19 protein-coding genes and 2 pseudogenes are annotated in these 16,519 nt (G+C 47.1%); 4 read left to right on the top strand and 17 right to left on the bottom strand.

What is annotated here, in order from left to right:
• On the bottom strand, window positions 1-200 hold a 200-nt coding region (tnpA, locus tag B5D39_RS03350; protein ID WP_139366656.1), incomplete at its 3' end, for an IS200/IS605 family transposase.
• A gap of 238 nt (window positions 201-438) precedes the next feature.
• Here tnpA and B5D39_RS03345 point away from each other — a divergent pair.
• Together B5D39_RS03345 and B5D39_RS17440 are read left to right on the top strand one after the other, a co-directional pair.
• Window positions 439-1,812 carry a multiheme c-type cytochrome gene (locus B5D39_RS03345; protein WP_139366655.1) on the top strand — a complete coding sequence of 458 codons (1,374 nt, stop codon included), beginning with the start codon at window positions 439-441 and terminating at the stop codon, window positions 1,810-1,812.
• Window positions 1,813-1,890: 78 nt separating this feature from the next.
• Window positions 1,891-2,388: pseudogene (locus B5D39_RS17440) on the top strand (enoyl-CoA hydratase/isomerase family protein).
• On the opposite strand, the gene istA reads toward B5D39_RS17440, so the two are convergent.
• From istA to B5D39_RS03290, 10 genes are all read right to left on the bottom strand, one after another.
• Complete coding sequence (gene istA / locus B5D39_RS03330; RefSeq protein WP_279627288.1) at window positions 2,369-3,334, bottom strand: IS21 family transposase; 966 nt, start codon at window positions 3,332-3,334, stop codon at window positions 2,369-2,371. The pseudogene B5D39_RS17440 and the gene istA overlap by 20 nt on opposite strands.
• Before the next feature lie 414 nt (window positions 3,335-3,748).
• Window positions 3,749-4,699 (bottom strand): arsenosugar biosynthesis radical SAM (seleno)protein ArsS, encoded by a 951-nt coding sequence (arsS, locus tag B5D39_RS03325; protein WP_078788956.1) that lies wholly within the window; start codon window positions 4,697-4,699, stop codon window positions 3,749-3,751.
• A gap of 15 nt (window positions 4,700-4,714) precedes the next feature.
• Window positions 4,715-4,900 (bottom strand): carboxymuconolactone decarboxylase family protein, encoded by a 186-nt coding sequence (locus tag B5D39_RS17300; RefSeq protein ID WP_244161343.1) that lies wholly within the window; start codon window positions 4,898-4,900, stop codon window positions 4,715-4,717.
• Between the two features lie 5 nt (window positions 4,901-4,905).
• On the bottom strand, window positions 4,906-5,049 hold the full coding sequence (locus B5D39_RS17295) for a carboxymuconolactone decarboxylase family protein (RefSeq protein WP_244161338.1): 144 nt from the start codon (window positions 5,047-5,049) through the stop codon (window positions 4,906-4,908).
• 55 nt (window positions 5,050-5,104) lie between these two features.
• Window positions 5,105-5,794, bottom strand: coding sequence for a TVP38/TMEM64 family protein (locus tag B5D39_RS03315; protein ID WP_078788955.1), 690 nt, complete (start codon window positions 5,792-5,794; stop codon window positions 5,105-5,107).
• A gap of 4 nt (window positions 5,795-5,798) precedes the next feature.
• The gene (locus B5D39_RS03310; RefSeq protein ID WP_078788954.1) at window positions 5,799-7,322 is read right to left on the bottom strand and encodes a mercuric reductase; all 1,524 of its coding nucleotides are present in this window, start codon (window positions 7,320-7,322) and stop codon (window positions 5,799-5,801) included.
• Window positions 7,319-7,870, bottom strand: coding sequence for a peptide-methionine (R)-S-oxide reductase MsrB (msrB, locus tag B5D39_RS03305; RefSeq protein WP_078788953.1), 552 nt, complete (start codon window positions 7,868-7,870; stop codon window positions 7,319-7,321). The genes B5D39_RS03310 and msrB overlap by 4 nt, the downstream gene beginning before the upstream one ends.
• 70 nt (window positions 7,871-7,940) lie before the next feature.
• Window positions 7,941-8,573 carry a peptide-methionine (S)-S-oxide reductase MsrA gene (msrA, locus tag B5D39_RS03300; protein WP_244161337.1) on the bottom strand — a complete coding sequence of 211 codons (633 nt, stop codon included), beginning with the start codon at window positions 8,571-8,573 and terminating at the stop codon, window positions 7,941-7,943.
• Window positions 8,574-8,653: 80 nt separating this feature from the next.
• Window positions 8,654-8,917, bottom strand: coding sequence for a hypothetical protein (locus tag B5D39_RS03295; protein ID WP_078788951.1), 264 nt, complete (start codon window positions 8,915-8,917; stop codon window positions 8,654-8,656).
• Window positions 8,918-9,057: 140 nt separating this feature from the next.
• On the bottom strand, window positions 9,058-9,318 hold the full coding sequence (locus tag B5D39_RS03290) for a hypothetical protein (RefSeq protein ID WP_078788950.1): 261 nt from the start codon (window positions 9,316-9,318) through the stop codon (window positions 9,058-9,060).
• A 107-nt stretch (window positions 9,319-9,425) separates the two neighbouring features.
• Between B5D39_RS03290 and B5D39_RS03285 the strand changes: the two genes are divergently transcribed.
• Window positions 9,426-10,247 (top strand): AraC family transcriptional regulator, encoded by an 822-nt coding sequence (locus B5D39_RS03285; protein ID WP_078788949.1) that lies wholly within the window; start codon window positions 9,426-9,428, stop codon window positions 10,245-10,247.
• A 68-nt stretch (window positions 10,248-10,315) separates the two neighbouring features.
• Here the strand turns inward: B5D39_RS03285 and B5D39_RS17290 are convergent, their stop codons facing one another.
• The 6 genes and pseudogenes from B5D39_RS17290 to B5D39_RS03260 form a co-directional block, all read right to left on the bottom strand.
• Window positions 10,316-10,885 carry a beta-ketoacyl-[acyl-carrier-protein] synthase family protein gene (locus B5D39_RS17290; protein WP_279627287.1) on the bottom strand — a complete coding sequence of 190 codons (570 nt, stop codon included), beginning with the start codon at window positions 10,883-10,885 and terminating at the stop codon, window positions 10,316-10,318.
• 12 nt (window positions 10,886-10,897) lie between these two features.
• A pseudogene (locus B5D39_RS17285) lies at window positions 10,898-11,476 on the bottom strand (beta-ketoacyl synthase N-terminal-like domain-containing protein); the annotation flags it as partial.
• Window positions 11,477-11,615: 139 nt separating this feature from the next.
• Entirely contained in the window at window positions 11,616-12,239 is a 624-nt protein-coding gene (locus tag B5D39_RS03275) for a pyridoxamine 5'-phosphate oxidase family protein (RefSeq protein WP_208610537.1), read from the bottom strand.
• Window positions 12,240-12,265: 26 nt separating this feature from the next.
• The gene (locus tag B5D39_RS03270; protein WP_078788947.1) at window positions 12,266-12,733 is read right to left on the bottom strand and encodes a nuclear transport factor 2 family protein; all 468 of its coding nucleotides are present in this window, start codon (window positions 12,731-12,733) and stop codon (window positions 12,266-12,268) included.
• Between the two features lie 128 nt (window positions 12,734-12,861).
• Entirely contained in the window at window positions 12,862-13,848 is a 987-nt protein-coding gene (locus tag B5D39_RS03265; protein WP_244161336.1) for an alpha/beta fold hydrolase, read from the bottom strand.
• Between the two features lie 50 nt (window positions 13,849-13,898).
• Entirely contained in the window at window positions 13,899-14,492 is a 594-nt protein-coding gene (locus B5D39_RS03260; protein ID WP_078788946.1) for a carboxymuconolactone decarboxylase family protein, read from the bottom strand.
• Window positions 14,493-14,683: 191 nt separating this feature from the next.
• Here B5D39_RS03260 and B5D39_RS03255 point away from each other — a divergent pair, with 191 nt between their 5' ends.
• Window positions 14,684-16,261 (top strand): sigma-54-dependent Fis family transcriptional regulator, encoded by a 1,578-nt coding sequence (locus tag B5D39_RS03255; protein WP_208610536.1) that lies wholly within the window; start codon window positions 14,684-14,686, stop codon window positions 16,259-16,261.
• Window positions 16,262-16,519: the final 258 nt, after the last annotated feature.

Below are 16,519 nucleotides of genomic sequence, written 5' to 3'. Positions count from 1 at the left end.
CTCAACACCAGATGGATGTGGTCAGGCATGGCATGACCCTCGATAAGTTCAACTTCCTTCTGCCGACATAACTGACGGATGATTTTGCCAACTTCTCCTCGAAGCCTGCCGTAAAGAACCTTCTTACGGTATTTCGGCACGATCACAACATGATATTTGCACTCCCATTTTACATGGGCTAAACTTTGCCACTCTCGCATGGCAGTTCCTCCTGTTGATTGCCTTTAGGGGCTTTCCTCAGGAGGAACTATCGCTGGAACGGCAGAGCCTTTTCAAGTCTCACCGGCAGAGCCGGTGGTTTACTGAAAACCTTCAATTAAAGGCTTTGCCTTTGGTGGTAACGCAGCTGATGCATGTATTTCTGGTGTTTTTATCCCAATAATTGCTACCGTTGGTGGGCAGGGAAATAAATATATTGAACCAGGGACTAGTGCTCATTTGCCAAATGTAGGTATTTTTAAGCAGCATTTTTATGCCAGGGTGCAAGATGTTCCAGCAAGCAAAAGTCCGAATTGGACAGGTTATCCATATACGGGATCAGACAAGGATTTGTTGATGCTGCCGATATTCGTAGCTCAAAGTGGAGATGAAGCTCCAAAATTTGCCGACTTCCGTGCTACACGCGGCGGTAATATGAAGAACGCCTGGGTAGACCAGGGTGAGACGTACTCCAGGGTATGTGCTGGCTGCCATGTTGTTGGTTTGAAGGTTCAGGTAACGAAAGATGCGGACATGCTTACCACTGAGTTTAGCTATCTCGAACCAGGTGTAGGTTGTGAAAATTGTCACGGACCTGGGTCAGAACACGCCAGCAATCCAGGCAGAGCAAAAAAGATTATCATTCCTACCAGGTTAACTGCAAAGGCGGAACGCGAAACCTGTGCAAGATGCCATGGGTTGGCTCTCCCTACAAGCGCTAGCCCTAAAAGTGCATTAAAATATCCTTGGAATGACAATTATAAAAACAAACTTGGTAATGGCAATTTTGTCCCAGGCGTATATGAACTCGCAGATTTCATGCCGGGCTGGAAGGATGGTAACGGTTTTACAAGTTGGGATGGTAAACATGGAAGACATCATAAACAACAATCTTATGAATTTGAACATTCTGTACACGCAAACAACCCTGTTGAGAAAGTAACATGCACCTCATGTCATTCTGTTCACAGTCTATATCAAGGACCGACCCATGCACTTTCGGTAGATTCATCCGGGAATAAATATGACTATCAAGGAACAAAATTTAAAAATAATACGATCTGTCTCCGTTGCCATGCCTCGACTGGGCAATTTTCTGGCATTACAAAGGATGACGTGGCGGCAATAAATGCTGCATATGGCCAAAATACGTATCTCAATGGATCAAGCAAACCAATTTATGATTCTAAAACTACCGACCCTATTGAACAGCTAAAAATAAATACAGCTATGAACAAAGTGGCTCATGAGGTTGTTAAACACATGAACAATAAGGCTGGAATGGGCCTAGCAGTCGGATACACTCCATTAGATGATTCAAGACCTATTGGACGTTGTCAAACATGCCACATGCCAAAGACCGGAATGATGGGAGGTTACAAGTCTATTGCTGACCCAAATGACAAAAAAAATCGTGCAATGATAGAGGGTGATGTAACTTCACATGTAGGCGACATAATTTATCCGTCAAATGTCTATTCAATGTACCAAAAAATACACTCAAACGCCCCCCAACAGAGCGCAATGAGGAGAAACAAAATGCCTGCCTTCTCGAGTGTTATGCCGAATTCATGCTCTAGATGTCATGACGGAGCTCGATATTATATGAAATAATACCTTCTTTTATGGGGCTGTCCTAGATAACTGAAAATATCTAGGATAGTCCCAAAAAAGTGTTCTTTACCTGGAATAATGGCACATATTTTAATTTGCAACACTACGTGTGACAGACACATTCCAAAGATTTCTCATTGCTCACTCCATGACAGCCTTATGAGCTGTATGTACGAGTCCGGATATGAATCAGCACATTCTCTCGACCTTCCTGGGCGACGTAATGCGATTTCCATTCTGATGAAGCAGGAAATATCTGACTGTCTGTCAACGTGGCAAGCTGACGATAGGGTAGAGTGCGTTATCATAACTGGAGCAGGGAGTTCCTTCTTAGCGGGGTTCGATCTGGATGAATTCAAGCAGGCGGAACGCCATGCCGAGTTATTGGCATCTTCTTCCCGATATCACCTCAACTTGTGAAATTTTCCCAAGCCGACCATCGCAATGATAAACGGGCCGGCAATGGGCGGCTTTGATCTGGCCTGTTTCTGCGATATCCCGATTGCCGCCATGTCAGCCTCTTTTGGCCACCTCTGGGTACGCCCGCGATCTCTGTCTAACTGGACGAAGGATTGACGCCGCAGAGGCGCTGAAGATCCGACTGGTTACTGCGGTTCTTGCGGGTGCCGGGGAGCTTTCTGAAGGGACGGTTGTTCAGAAGTTCCAGCCGTCCTCTGATAGCAGCATTCGCTTCTGCCAGACTGAAGAAGGTGTGATGTCGTAATCCGGCAAGAATGAACCGTTGCACGAACTGGACACCGACTTCGACCTTAGGCTTGTCTCGTGGTTTGCGGACACGGGCGGGAATAACAGCGGTGCCGTAATGAGTTGCCATTTCCTGATAGGTGGCATTGATGCCAGGTTCATATCGGCAGGTCTTGGTGACTCCTGACAGTAAGTTATCTGGAACGAGACAATGAGGAACGGCACCGAAGTAGGAGAACGTTCTGACATGTGAACCTGTCCAGTCAGCAAGGGACTGACTCCATGTGGTTTCGGCATAGGTGTAGTTGCTGGCTCCCATGACCGCAACAAACGCCTGAGCGTCACGTATCTCTCCGGTGCTAGAGTCAACAAGCGGAATAGTCTGACCACAATAGTCCACGAACATCTTCTCGCCGGCACGATGTTTCTGACGCATGGACAGGTCGAGCTTGCCACGCCAGAACCGGAACAGGTCACAGAGCTGACTGTACTGGTAACCGGATGGTTCCCGTTCCTTATACTCCTGCCATAGAAGCATCAGCGTCAGGTTCTTGTGGGAGAGGAGTTCGTTATGCAGAGATGCCCAGTCGGGAGGTGTCCGCCTACTGGTTACGGCACGAGGATGTTGAGGATAGAGAAGTCGTTCAAGCCGTTCATCATCAAAGTCGGTGGGCAAGGGATAGGACAGACCGGCAGCGGAAGCCCGGTACAGAGTATCGGTGACGGTTGTATTGCCGATACCGCAACTGTCAGAAATGGATTGTCTTGTCTGCCCGCATGACCAGGCAAGGCGGAGTATCTCCCGGATTTTACGTATAGTAACTCGATTCTGTGGCATTGATGACCTCCTCAAATAAATGAGGGGTACAATACGCTGTTGAGTTACCTTGCGACTACAACCTGGTGGTCGGATTCATTCCGGAACGCTGGTCGGATTGCCAGCGGAATGTTGGTCGGTTTCAAATCGGAATTGCGGTCGGTTTTACGCCGGAACGGTGGTCGGATTCATCCGGAATATGCACTGACACAGGAAGATCGAACCTTGTAAGGGGAATGTTCGAAACCTATAAATACGGTTCAATGACCGAAGTTGCTTATTGCGATTTCATCAGCATATCTAACCACTGATGACGTCAGGGCAATTGCCATTGGCAGTATGAGAACTGCAAGGCGGCGCAGCTGAGTGATAAAACCAATATTCGTGAGGTTACTCCCCAACGGCTTAGCTTGTTCATACGGAAATACTCCCTCCACAGGTAAAACCGGCACCAGCAGTGCAAGCAAAACAATGGTCGCCAACGGCAATAGGTGTGCCCCACTGAGGTAGTTCAGTAAACGAGGAAATATGTTTCCTCTTGCCCTGGTGTGGCAGTTCTGCCGCCAAATTGAAATCGCAGTCGTATAAATATCCATCCCAGTTAATCGAGATAAGTGAACTGCACATGAGTCCGGAGATGGTACTGGGGTTGAAACGCTCTTTCAGCTTCAGCAGATAGTCATCCAGATTGCCTGAACGCTCCAGCCAGGTGCGGAAACGCCCCAAAGGTACGTTGGCAAAGGTTAATAGCTTGTTAAAGCTGATGCCGTACTTTCGATGCAATTCCTTGCGGAAGCGTTCTTCTGCCGGACCCTGCGTCACGGGAAGAAATGCTCCGGTCGGATTGGCTGCTATATCAATGTACAGACCACTTCCTTCAATGCCATAACCTACAGAATTGAGCTGCTGCAATACTCCAATGCTTGTCTTGCACGCCCCTTCACCACGCATGGCGTCGGTCTGGCTTGAGGACAACGAAGGCAGAGAGGCAACGATAGACACATGATTTTGCACATAGAGTTCGATGAGTTTTTCTGATTCCGAACGCGACAGCGCAACAAGGTTCGTGCGAACCACCAGCTTTGGTGTCAAAGATGCGAGTCCTATTACCAGTCGTGGCAGATGTGGCATCAGTTCCGGAGCACCACCGGTAATGTCGATGGTATCGAATGAAAATCGACCAGCACAGGCAATGACTTCTTCCACTGTTTTCAACTCCATCAACTCAGTCCGTGCCGGGCCAGCCTCAAGATGGCAGTGCTTGCAATGTAGATCACAGGCAAGTCCCACGTTGACCTGGAGCCATTTTGTATCGCTTCGTGCCAGATTCAGCCCGTGGGCGTGCAGCACTTCCTTAAACGTCATGAAAATCTCCGAGGTTTACAGGGATATTTTTCCCGCAATCTTTCTCATCTGGACTCCATGCACCAATGAGGCTCCGCCACGAATTGCGTTCGTCACATGAACCGCCTCGGTCATTTCTTCCAGATTGGAACCCTTCTCCAGGCAGGCATGGGTGTAAGCATCAAAGCAGTAGGGGCATTGGACTGCATGGGCAACGGCCAGCGCAATCAGGGACTTTTCCCGTTCTGTAAGTGCCTGTCGGCAAATACCGCCCCATAATAGTCAAAGAACTTTTTAGCCAGTTCAGGTGCGTCTTTTCCAATGTCTCCAAATTTCTGCAAATCGGCAGGATTGTAATAGGTATCAGTCATGCGTTTCTCCTGTTAAATTTTTCAATATTATGATTCGCTATCAATGACTGAACCTCTATACGGTTGTTGCTCCTTTCTTGTTCTTGAATTTGTTGTATAACACCGGCACCAGTGCAAACAGCCCGAGCAGAGCAAATGAGCCAAGCACCCTTGGTGAAGCAATGCCGGAGAGCGAATCAATGGTCGCCAGACTGGCACCGGCATTGACGTAGACAAAGCCCCCCGGAATGATACCGAGCATGGTGCCGAAGAAGAATGCTCGCAACGGCAGGCGCGTTAGGCCGGCAGCCAGGTTGATCAGAAAGAAAGGGAACAGCGGCACCAAGCGAAGAAACAGCAGATAACTGAATCCGCGGGTTTCAAGTTCTCGGTTCATTCCTTCCAGTTTGCTGCCAAATTTGTTCAGAACAACATCACGCAACAGATAGCGGGTCACGAGAAAAGCAAGGGTAGCACCGATCGTTGCAGCCATATTGGCGTAAACCGTGCCCATTATCGAACCAAAGATTGCTCCTGCTGCCAGTGACAAAATGGCGGCACCGGGAAGCGATAGGGCGGTCTGGACGATGTAGATCGCCATGAAGCCGGCCATCGTGAATAACTTGTGGGCGGCATAATAATCCAGCAGCGTCTGGCGGTTGGCCTTGAGAGCAGACAACGTCAGAAAGCGCTGCATGTCAAAATAGAAGAATAGTATAATGACAGCGATACCGACCAGAGCCAGTGCGATTTTTTTGATATTCATAGAATCATCCCCTCTGCCACTCCAACCAGCCGGAAAGCAAATTTTTGACAAAAGGCGTAAGGCGTGTTCGGTTATAGGCGTCTGCCAGCCGCTTGATTACCTCGGCTTGGGTCGGATACGGGTGAATAGTCTTGCCGATAGCTGATATTCCAAGACCATTGGTGATGGCCAGTGAAAACTCGTTGATCATCTCCCCGGCATGACGGGCGACTATGGTTGCACCAAGAATTTTGTCCGTTCCTTTGCGCAGATGAACCCGGGCGAAGCCCTCAGATTCGCCGTCCAGAACGGCCCGGTCGACGTCCGATAGCGGGACAGTGAGCGTGGTGAATCCAATCCCTTTTTCCTTGGCATCACCTTCGTACATCCCCACGTGAGCAATCTCCGGATCGGTATAGGTACACCAAGGAATGGTAAGAGCAGAAACCTTCTGCCTCCCCATGAAGAGGGCATTGGCGATCAGGATACGGGCAAGGGCGTCAGCGGTGTGGGTAAATTTGAAGGGGAAACAAATATCGCCTGCTGCATAGACATTCGGATTTGAGGTTTGCAGGTAGTCATTGACCGCTACACCGGTCTTATCAAACTTGATTCCTGCTTTCTCCAAACCAAGACCTGAGAGATTTGGTGCACGTCCAACTCCCACCAATATGGCGTCAACAGTCACATCTATCCGTTTGCCATCACGTTCAAGATGAAGAATCTTATCACTACCGCTTGTTTCGACTTCGATGATTTTCACCCCAAGTTGCAGATCAATCCCCTCACGGATAAATGCTCTATGGAGAATTTCTGCAGCGTCACCATCTTCACGACCAAGAATATGGGGTCCCATTTCAATAAGGGATACACTGCTGCCAAAGCGTGCAAATGACTGAGCCATCTCGCAACCGATGGGACCGGCACCGATCACCGCCATACGAGGTGGAAGTTCAATAAGAGAGAATAAGGTTTCGTTGGTAAGGTACCCGGCTTCTTCCAACCCCGGTATGGGTGGGGCGGCGGCGCAGGCACCGGTACAGACGGAGGCTTTTTTGAAGCGGAGAGTTTTACCTGCAACCTCAACCGTGTCGGAACCGCTGAAGCTACCCTGTCCAATAAACACGTCAATTCCCAGTTCGTCTCGGAAACGCCGAGCAGAGTCATGATGGCTGATGTCTGCCCGCAACCGGCGCATACGCTCCATAGCCGTATCGAAGTCAAACCTCAGACCACTGCCATCCACTACTCCAAATTTTGCAGAGTTACGGGCATGGTGGACGGCGCGGGATGCACTGACAACCCCTTTTGAGGGGACGCAGCCGACATTCAGACAGTCTCCACCCATCAGGTGCCGCTCAATCAAGGCAACTTTCCCCCCCAATCCGGCAGCACCGGCAGCCGATATCAAACCGGCTGTGCCGCCACCTATCACCACAAGGTTATAACATGGCGCAGGCTCGGGATTGACCCAGTTCGGCGGGTGAACATTTTCTTCCAGCTCACGATTTTCCGGTGAATCAGGTAGTAATTCGATTGGAGAAGTCATGGCAGCTTTACAAATTTCATGGCAGCAGAATTCATACAGTAGCGCAGACCGGTTGGCTTCGGTCCGTCTTCAAATACATGGCCCAGGTGGGCGTCGCAGCGGTAGCAGATAACTTCCGTCCGTTTTGAGAACAGGCTATTATCTGCACGGGTCGAGATGTTTTCCGGAGAGATCGGCTGCCAGAAACTCGGCCATCCGGTGCCGGATTCATACTTATGTTCCGATCGGTACAGGTCATTGCCGCAGTTGGCACATTGATATGTTCCATTTTCGTGATTATTCCAGGTGGCGCCGGTGAAAGCCTTTTCAGTTCCCTGCTCGCGAGTGACGTGGTACTGCTCAGGAGTCAGCTGTTTACGCCATTCTTCAAGGCTTTTGACGACCTTATCGCTCACGATGAATCCTTTCGTGGCGGCGGAATAAAGCTTTATCTTGCCGCTATTTGTAGGAGAGGATGAGCCGACTCCTGATTCGCTGTTTTTGCTGCCGGTGCAGGCTATCACAGTTGAGATCAGAAACAGGAGTAGCAGACGTGCAATAATTTTCATGGAGTTCTCCGATTATTTGCTTCTAGAAGTATCAGCCCTTAATAGTATAAGTGCGTTAATTTCTGAGAAACTAATGTCCTGCTGCGCTGCCCCACAATTCCTTGAGACGCTTATCACGACCACATCCATTTCGGTAATATTTATATCTGAGCGGATTTTTCTTGTAGTAGTGTTGGTGGTATTCCTCGGCTGGATAAAATTCTCCGGCGGCAGTTATTTCGGTTACAATAGATTCCTTGAAGGGCTTATTTTTTTCAAGGGCTGCTCTTGATTGCAAGGCAACACGGCGTTGTTCTTCCGTATCGTAGAATATGGCGCTCCGGTACTGGTCTCCCGTATCGCAAAACTGGCGATTAATTACCGTCGGGTCGATATTATGCCAGTATACCGCCAGAAGATTTTTATAGCTGATCTTTGCCGGATCATAGGCGATCTCTACCGCTTCTGCGTGCCCGGTCCCGCCTGCTGAAACCTCTTTGTAAGTCGGATTCTTCTTTTTACCGCCGATATAACCGGGGAGAACGGACACAACGCCTGGGAGCTTGTCAAAAGGCGCCTCCATGCACCAGAAGCAGCCTCCGGCAAACGCGGCTTTTTCCAAAGTACCCGCTGTTTGTGTTGTCGCTGAAGAAGCATTACTTGCCACGATAATTACGAAGAGCACAGCTAACGCCATGCAATAACTGCTTATCAATGTTTTCACTCGACGATCTCCTTCACGGTTCAACTGGAAAGAGGCCATATCTGAAGACATGGCCTCTTTCACTAAAAACTAAGTATAAATTACTTCGCTGCAGGGGCTGTCATCGGTGCTGCAGGCGCCATTTCTTTCATCTCTTCAGTTTTTTTTATAACCTTCTTGGCTTTTCTAGGTTTCATTACCTTCTTTTTAGCGGCAGGCTTCATTTCCTCTTTTGCAGCTGACTTCATTTCACCTTTTTCGGCAGACTTCATTTCGTCTTTCATCATTGGGTCAGCAGAAATGGCAATACCGGCAAATGCAACGGTTACGACAGCTGCAACAAGAAAGGGCAATATTCTTTTCATTTTTTCTCCAGTATGATTAGTTTATTTGTACGGGCATTGATTCAATCTTCTAAATGTTTCCGAGAAATTAATTGCTTGGATTCAAAAGCTTGAATAATTATTACAGTCACCTGTAACGCGATACCAGAAACAACTTAGTGTTAACCGCCTGAGTTAAGATCATCCAGTATTTTCTTTGCCTCCTCCAATTTCGACTCGAGTTTTTTGATGTCTTCCATTTTCAATTTTGATTTACCGTTGGCAACTTCCCTTTCCAATCGGTGTATTTTCATCTGAATCGTCTCAGCTTCAAGGGCACACATTCTTGCCATCTCCTGCTCTTGAGTCATTTCTGCTGCCAGAACAGGCATTGCACCTGACAAACAAACTGCCAGTAATCCAATGATCATTCTTGTTTTCATTTTCAAACCTCCTAATTTATTTAATTGACTACCTGAGTGTTTTTATAACAGGATTTACCGTTACTGTGTTTGCACATAGTCTCAATTTCTTTGCCAGGAGTATCAATATGGATAAGTTAGAGGCACTATTCAGCAATGTATCTCTCACCGCAAGGGAGGTTTACACAGGACCTGTTTGTGGTGATGCGGTTTTCGATGACACAGTTGGTTTAGGGTGTTTACATGTAATCCGGAGTGGTTGCCTAACTGCTTCAATTCAGCACCATGATAAAATTGATATCTATCAGCCAAACTTGCTGTTTTTACCACGTCCGCTCAAACACGAATTTCATAGTGGATTTGGTCCGGTTGCGGAGATAACGTGCGCTCTGGTTGAATTTGCAAGTGGGTTGAACAACCCGCTCATTAGTGCTTTGCCGGATTTTATTTTGATTCCTCTGTCATCGTCCCGGGAAATTGAAAAGGCGGTCATGATTCTTTTTGATGAGGCATTCAACGATCGCTCGGGAAGGCAGGCGGCGATGAATAGACTTTTCGAATATGTAATTATTCTACTGTTGCGTTTTGTTATCGAAGAGAAATCTCTGAACTGCGGTGTTCTGGCTGGATTGGCCGATGAGAGGCTAAGCAGAGCAATAACAGCAATACATGAACATCCTGAACAATCTTTTTCACTGGAAGACCTTGCCAAGATCGCTGGAATGTCTCGTGCTCGTTTTGCCAGCAATTTTCACAGGGTTGTTGGCACTACTCCTATAAACTATCTAACCGACTGGCGAATCAGTATCGCAATGACTTTGTTAAAGAAAGGGATGCCAATTAATATAGTTGCACAGACCGTGGGCTATTCCGGTTGCGCCTCATTTACCAGAGTATTTTCCAATAAAACCGGTTCTTCGCCCAGAGATTGGTACCGTGCGAACCAGTGAGTTCAGCTTAACCAGTTAATTATATTGGCAATATGATCGCTAATTATGGTTTGAGACAACATGTTGCGTTACATCCCATCCTCTTCATCATAATTACTAAAAATATTGGTTGAACAATGTCCACCAAACCCGAACGCATTATTCATTGCGATAGATATTTTTTTATTACGAGTTGAAGACAAGGTCATGTCCATTCCTTCTGGAATTGAAGTGTCCAAAACTTCAGTATTGATCGTGGGTGGAACAATATTATCAGCTATGCTTTTTATACAGATAATGGCCTCTATAGCACCGGATGCGCCAAGCAGATGGCCGGTCATTGATTTCGTGGTGCTGATTGACAACGTGTCCAAACGTTCACCAAACAGTTTTGCAAAAGCAGTAATCTCACTCAAGTCTCCCAGCGGCGTTGAAGTGGCGTGAGCATTTATGTAATCAACCTTTGACGCATCAATACCGGCATCTTGCAATGCATCACGCATTGAGAGAAATGCGCCTCTACCTTCAGGATGAGTGGCGGACATATGATGCGCATCAGAACCAAAGCCGACTCCCAGGACTTCAGCGTATATTCGTGCCCCGCGTCTCACTGCATGTTCAAGTTCTTCCAGTACGATTGCGCCGGCCCCTTCTCCCATGACAAAACCATCTCTGGCGATATCGTAGGGACGTGAGGCGCCCTGCGGGTGATCATTTCGTTCTGATAGCGCTTTCATCGCATTAAATCCGCCTATTGCTGATTCCGTAATCACTGCTTCTGCGCCGCCGGTGATGATGAAATTTGCCTTACCAAAGCGAATATGGTTGAATGCGTCAGATACAGCATTTGCAGAGGATGCGCATGCAGACACCGTGGAAAAATTGATCACGCACAGGCCATGAGTAATCGATATCATACTGGAAGCCATGTTGGAGAATATTTTCGGATGAAGAACGGAGAAAACCTGGGCTTACCACGTCTCAGAGCGTATTCGATCTCTTTCGCTGTTGTATTCAGCCTGATTCAACAAAGCATCACGGATTGCATCATCGGCTGCCACAAGGCTGTACTGGCAATAGGGATCATATTTTTTGGATTCCTTGGAATCAAAGTGATCTCGTGGATCAAAGCCTTTGTCCTCGCAGGCGAATCTGGTCTTAAACCCCGATGCATCAAAACGGGTTATCGGCCCCTCTCCGCTTTTGCCGCTAATTACGGCTTCCCACAGGTCAGGTACCGTGTTGCCCAATGGTTGTAATTGCTCCAAGGCCAGTGACAACTACACGTTTTAATTCGATCGTCTTTCTTGTTGCCACGCTGCCTCCATTTTCTGATTTATTCACCAGTATTGGAAAGAGTCTTCTGTTCGAGCACGTTCAGCCGGGCCTTCAGGATGTCGATGGCTCGCTGCGCTGTTTATTACTCAGTTCTAGCTCCTGCTCACTTATTTTACGTTGCAACCGCTCAATAGCATCAGCCACATCATGCTGTGCAAATCGCTGATGAATGTGGTCGGAACAATTTCCATCCCACGCCTCGATGGTGAAAACGATTGCTCTTTCTACTCTTGCCTGGTAAGCCGGGTCTGTCAGCTTTTCGAGCAGTTCTGCGTCATCTTCAACAAAACCTGCCGTTCCCCAGATTTTAACTCGGCTTTGACGGGCATAATCCATGAGAAAGATGAATGCTTTGGGGTTCTCAGACAGGTTGCCGACTGTTATATACTGACGATTGCCTGAAAAATCGGCAAAACCGAGAGTCTGGCCATCGATGACTTTCAAAAACCCCGGAGGGCCTCCCCGATATTGAATGTAGGGTTGGCCATCGGCGTTGGCCGTGCCAAGATAGAACATGTCCAGCCGCGAAAGAAATGATACAAGCTCAGGTGTGATCTTCGTTTGCCAGCCACGACCACTTTCTACTTTTGAATATGCTGCACGGGAGCCATTTCGTGTCTGAATCGCCTTTACTGAGGGGGTGAAAGCTATGTCGCTGGGATAAGATTGCATCATGATTCTCCTTCCTGTGGTGCTTGAAATCATCTTATTTCAGGAATGCCACTATCATCTTCTGGACGGGGACCTGGTGCTGACCAGAAAAATTTACGCTCGTGTTCTTCTATAGACACATCATTGATACTTGCCTCACGACGTCGCATCAAACCCTCCTCATCAAATTCCCATAACTCATTTCCATAGGCTCTGAACCACTGACCGTCAGTGTTGTGATACTCGTATTGGAATCGGACTGCAACCCGATTTTCCGTAAAAGACCAGAGTGACTTGGCGAGGCGATAATCAAGTTCAGTTAACCACTTGTAGCCTAAAAACTCGCGAATACTGTCTCGTCCGCAAAAAATCAGGCCGCGATTTCGCCATTCAGAGTTTTCCGAGTAAGCCATTGATACCCGCTGAGGATCCCGGCTGTTCCAAGCATTTTCGGCAGTCCGGACCTTTGCACGAGCAGTTTCTTCAGTGAAAGGTGGCTTTATTATTGTTGGTGTCATGTGTCAGAGCCCTTACTTTATGTTTAGTTATCGAAGGTGGCTGCTGAAGACCTTAAATTCAATGACTGAAGCTGGGAGATCAGGCCGGCTAAAAAGTTACCACCGACCTGTCCCTGAATTGCTGGTTTCTACTTCAAGTTTTTTTCGAGAAATGCCCTCATTTTCATCGCAATATAATCCCCATCCGTCTCCAAAGCAAAGTGGCCGGCATCAAGCAGATGGTATTCAATATTTTTCAAATCCCTCTTGTATGGTTCAGCACCGGCAGCCGGGAATAACAGGTCGTTCTTTCCCCAGACGATGAGAACCGGCGGCTGGTATTTGCGGAAATACTCCTGCCACTTCGGGTAGAGAGGTGGATTGCTGCCGTAACTCAGGAACAAGTCGAGCTGGATTTCGTCGTTACCCTTACGGTCAAGCATGAACTGGTCGTGAGCCGGCCCGTCCGGGCTGACGAGTTCAATGTTCTTTACCCCATGGGTATACTGCCACTTGGTTGCATCGTAGGTGAGAAAGCCCCGTAATGCATCCCGCTTCCCCTTGTCACCAGGCTCTTTCCAGTAGGCTTTGAGCGGCTTCCAGAAATCGTTGTCCAACCCCTGATCGTAGGCATTACCGTTTTGCACTACAATTGCTGTTATGCGCTTCGGATTTTTAACAGCTATTCTGTATCCGACCGGAGCACCATAATCCTGGACATAGAGGGCATATCGCTGAAGGCCGATCAATTCGGTGAATTCCTCCATCACCCGGGCAATATTGTCGAACGTGTAGGCGAATTTTTCGTGTGAAGGCATTGAGCTGTGTCCAAATCCAGGGTAGTCCGGGGCAACCACATGAAATTTGTCTGCAAGAGCCGGAATCAGATTGCGGAACATCTGAGAACTCGTCGGAAAGCCATGGAGCAGCAGTAGGGTCGGGGCATCCTTAGGACCGGCTTCGCGGTAAAAGATCTCGAGGTCACCAACCTTAACGGTTTTATATTCGACTTTCATGGTCGCCGCTTTGGCGGCTGGCGACAGCTCTTCCGCGGATGCGAGGTTATTAGAAACAAGAGTAAGGACCAACGTCGCAACAATGAAAAAAACAATACTTCGTGTCATGGTGAGTTTCATCTGAATATCTCCTTTTTGTAATTTTCCTGTTGGAGTAAGCAAGCAAAACATTATGCTCCTCCGCAACCGCAAGTTACTGAATCGCAGGGCGAAGAATTATTACCGTCTACACCTGCACTGACCTCAGGGAAATCAATTACAGTCTGCGCCACATGATTGATATAATTTGTCAGAATATTCACTGTTACGTTGAGAACTATTTCGACTATTTCTGCATCTGACAGACTTGCTGCCCGTGCAGATTCAAAATCAGTGTTACTTATTTCACCTCGTTGAATGACAATAGCTCGAGCCAATTTTAAAATTGCATCGGTCCGTAAATCACTTGATGATGAACGCCTGGCTTTCAAGATGTCATCGTCAGACAGACCAACAAGACCACCGAGAGCTGTGTGGGCACTTAGACAATAATCACATTTGTTGATTTCAGCGACGGCCAGAGCAATCTGTTCGCGAACTTTGTTGTCAAGAATCCCTGTAGAAAGTGCTCCGCTAAGCTTGAGGTAACCATCAAGGGCATCAGGAGAGTTCGCTAAAACCCTGAAAAGATTTGGTACCATTCCAAGTTTTGAGCGGACACCTTCTAACAAGTGACTGGCCTTGCCTGTTACTAAAGTCGGGTCTATTTGAGAAATGCGGTTCATTGTGTACTCCTTCTGTTCTTTTAATTTTTCTTTCGATCTAACAGGAGCAGGTATTGTGCCAATGAGTCGTATTCCGCAACAGCCTAAAATTACACCGCAATTTGTAGATTAACTATTTGCTGACTGTTACGAATAATCGTAAATTACGAAAATTAGTTGTAAGTTGCTCTGATATTTCGTAGTGTTTCCATATGCTATCTTCTACATTTCCACAAGTGATGGTTTCCGTAGCGCAAAATCTTTCCCTGTCAGAAGTTCTACAATCAATCACTGGAGGGCTTGCGACATGTACAAATGTTGTGCTCACAAGGATTTGGCTGAAAAAGCCTGGCGATATTTGTGAAAAATGCCTTTTCCTCTCAGAATGCCCTGACAGGACAAACTGTCTGCACCTCGTTGCCAGCGCAGGAAATTCCAAGCATTGTACTGATCATCAGCGTTTGAACGGTGCGTTTCAACGCTTTCCCCTCGGCGTGAGGAAAGTCGGCCTCGTTGGTAAAACCGGCGAACCAATATTAATGACCAATTTGCAAGGCAGCGAAGATTGGATTGTGGATCGCGATTGGTTTAGGAATGAAGAAATTAAGACTTTTGCGGCCCAGCCTCTCGTTTATCGAGGAGATATCCTGGGAGTTCTTGGACTATTTGATTCTGGAGTACTAAGTCAGCTCGACTTTGAATGGTTACAAGTTTTTTCTGCCCATGCAGCGGTAAGCATTGCCAACGCCAGGGCTTTTGAAGAGATCGAGTACTTGAAGGCAAGACTGGAAGAGGAAAACAACTACCTGCGTGAAGAAATCACTGATGGATTTGGCGGTGGGATCATTGGCAATAGTTCGTGCCTGCAGAAAATGATGCAACAAATACAGCTAGTGGCACCTACGGATGCAGCTGTATTGATAACAGGAGAGAGTGGTACGGGGAAAGAATTGGTTGCAAATGCAATTCATGCGAAAAGTCCTCGGCATGATCGAGTTCTCATCAAGGTGAATTGTGGAGCAGTGCCGGATACTTTATTTGAGAGTGAATTTTTTGGGCATGTGAGAGGTTCTTTTACTGGTGCCCTCAAGGACAGGCCAGGACGTTTTGAATTGGCCGATGGTGGTACTCTGTTCCTGGATGAAATTGGCGAAGTACCGCTTCCCATGCAAGCCAAGTTGTTACGAGTATTGCAGGAAAAGGAAATAGAGCGTGTCGGTGACACAAGAACACGGAAAATAAATGTCCGTATTGTTGCGGCAACTAATCGTGATTTGAGGAAGGAGGTTGATGCCGGACGATTTCGTCAGGATCTATATTATAGATTAAGTGTCTTTCCACTTGATATCCCTCCGTTAAGAGAACGGCGTGAAGATATACCCCCTTTGATTATTCATTTCATTAAATATTTTGCCCGCCGAATGAATCGTCCCGTCCCTAAAATAACGCAGGCAAGCATAAATCAACTGACTTCTTACGATTGGCCTGGCAATGTTAGAGAGCTACAAAACTCTTTAGAGAGAGCAATGATTCTCTCTAAAGGCGGAATACTTGGAATTGAATCATCCTCCACATCGAATTATCTATCTGTCCCTGTAAAAATATCCCCAAAAGACGGCGAGACCATCCTTACTCGCGATCAAATTAAAGACACAGAACGTGCGAACATAATAGCTGCCCTGCTGCAGACCAATGGTAAAATATTCGGAAATGACGGAGCCGCCGTAATTCTCGGAATGAAACCCTCTACCCTTGCTTCACGAATTAAAGCACTCAATATAACTAAATGACTATTTTTATTGTGAATTAGTAATACGAAGTGAATATTTAATTGCGACGAGGTGATCCATTTCAATTTAAGCAGCGGGTCATCCTTAAATGAAAGCAGAAATTTAAAATTATTTCCCTGGAAAAGGAAAACTTCCTGCTTTAGATAATAGGGATCGTGCAAGAATCGTAGGAGGAAAATATACCGTACAGAGCATTAACGACTCACAAACTTAGAATTCATATCCAGGCAAAAATATCACATACTCCGTGAACTCAAA

Source organism: Trichlorobacter thiogenes, from assembly GCF_900167465.1.
Taxonomy (GTDB): Bacteria; Desulfobacterota; Desulfuromonadia; order Geobacterales; family Pseudopelobacteraceae; genus Trichlorobacter; species Trichlorobacter thiogenes.
Note: the sequence above shows the minus strand (reverse complement) of the source record. Positions and strands in the feature narration are given on the sequence as shown.

What these genes read in the sequence shown, in the direction of transcription:
- msrB (WP_078788953.1), bottom strand. Translation starts at nt 7,870, where the DNA reads ATGAAAATTATTGCACGTCTGCTACTCCTGTTTCTGATCTCAACTGTG.
- arsS (WP_078788956.1), bottom strand. Translation starts at nt 4,699, where the DNA reads ATGACGTTTAAGGAAGTGCTGCACGCCCACGGGCTGAATCTGGCACGA.
- B5D39_RS03255 (WP_208610536.1), top strand. Translation starts at nt 14,684, where the DNA reads ATGCTATCTTCTACATTTCCACAAGTGATGGTTTCCGTAGCGCAAAAT.
- B5D39_RS03260 (WP_078788946.1), bottom strand. Translation starts at nt 14,492, where the DNA reads ATGAACCGCATTTCTCAAATAGACCCGACTTTAGTAACAGGCAAGGCC.
- B5D39_RS03275 (WP_208610537.1), bottom strand. Translation starts at nt 12,239, where the DNA reads ATGATGCAATCTTATCCCAGCGACATAGCTTTCACCCCCTCAGTAAAG.
- B5D39_RS03290 (WP_078788950.1), bottom strand. Translation starts at nt 9,318, where the DNA reads ATGAAAACAAGAATGATCATTGGATTACTGGCAGTTTGTTTGTCAGGT.
- B5D39_RS03270 (WP_078788947.1), bottom strand. Translation starts at nt 12,733, where the DNA reads ATGACACCAACAATAATAAAGCCACCTTTCACTGAAGAAACTGCTCGT.
- B5D39_RS17290 (WP_279627287.1), bottom strand. Translation starts at nt 10,885, where the DNA reads ATGGGAGAAGGGGCCGGCGCAATCGTACTGGAAGAACTTGAACATGCA.
- B5D39_RS03285 (WP_078788949.1), top strand. Translation starts at nt 9,426, where the DNA reads ATGGATAAGTTAGAGGCACTATTCAGCAATGTATCTCTCACCGCAAGG.
- B5D39_RS03315 (WP_078788955.1), bottom strand. Translation starts at nt 5,794, where the DNA reads ATGAATATCAAAAAAATCGCACTGGCTCTGGTCGGTATCGCTGTCATT.
- B5D39_RS03295 (WP_078788951.1), bottom strand. Translation starts at nt 8,917, where the DNA reads ATGAAAAGAATATTGCCCTTTCTTGTTGCAGCTGTCGTAACCGTTGCA.
- B5D39_RS03265 (WP_244161336.1), bottom strand. Translation starts at nt 13,848, where the DNA reads ATGAAACTCACCATGACACGAAGTATTGTTTTTTTCATTGTTGCGACG.
- B5D39_RS17295 (WP_244161338.1), bottom strand. Translation starts at nt 5,049, where the DNA reads ATGACTGATACCTATTACAATCCTGCCGATTTGCAGAAATTTGGAGAC.
- B5D39_RS03310 (WP_078788954.1), bottom strand. Translation starts at nt 7,322, where the DNA reads ATGACTTCTCCAATCGAATTACTACCTGATTCACCGGAAAATCGTGAG.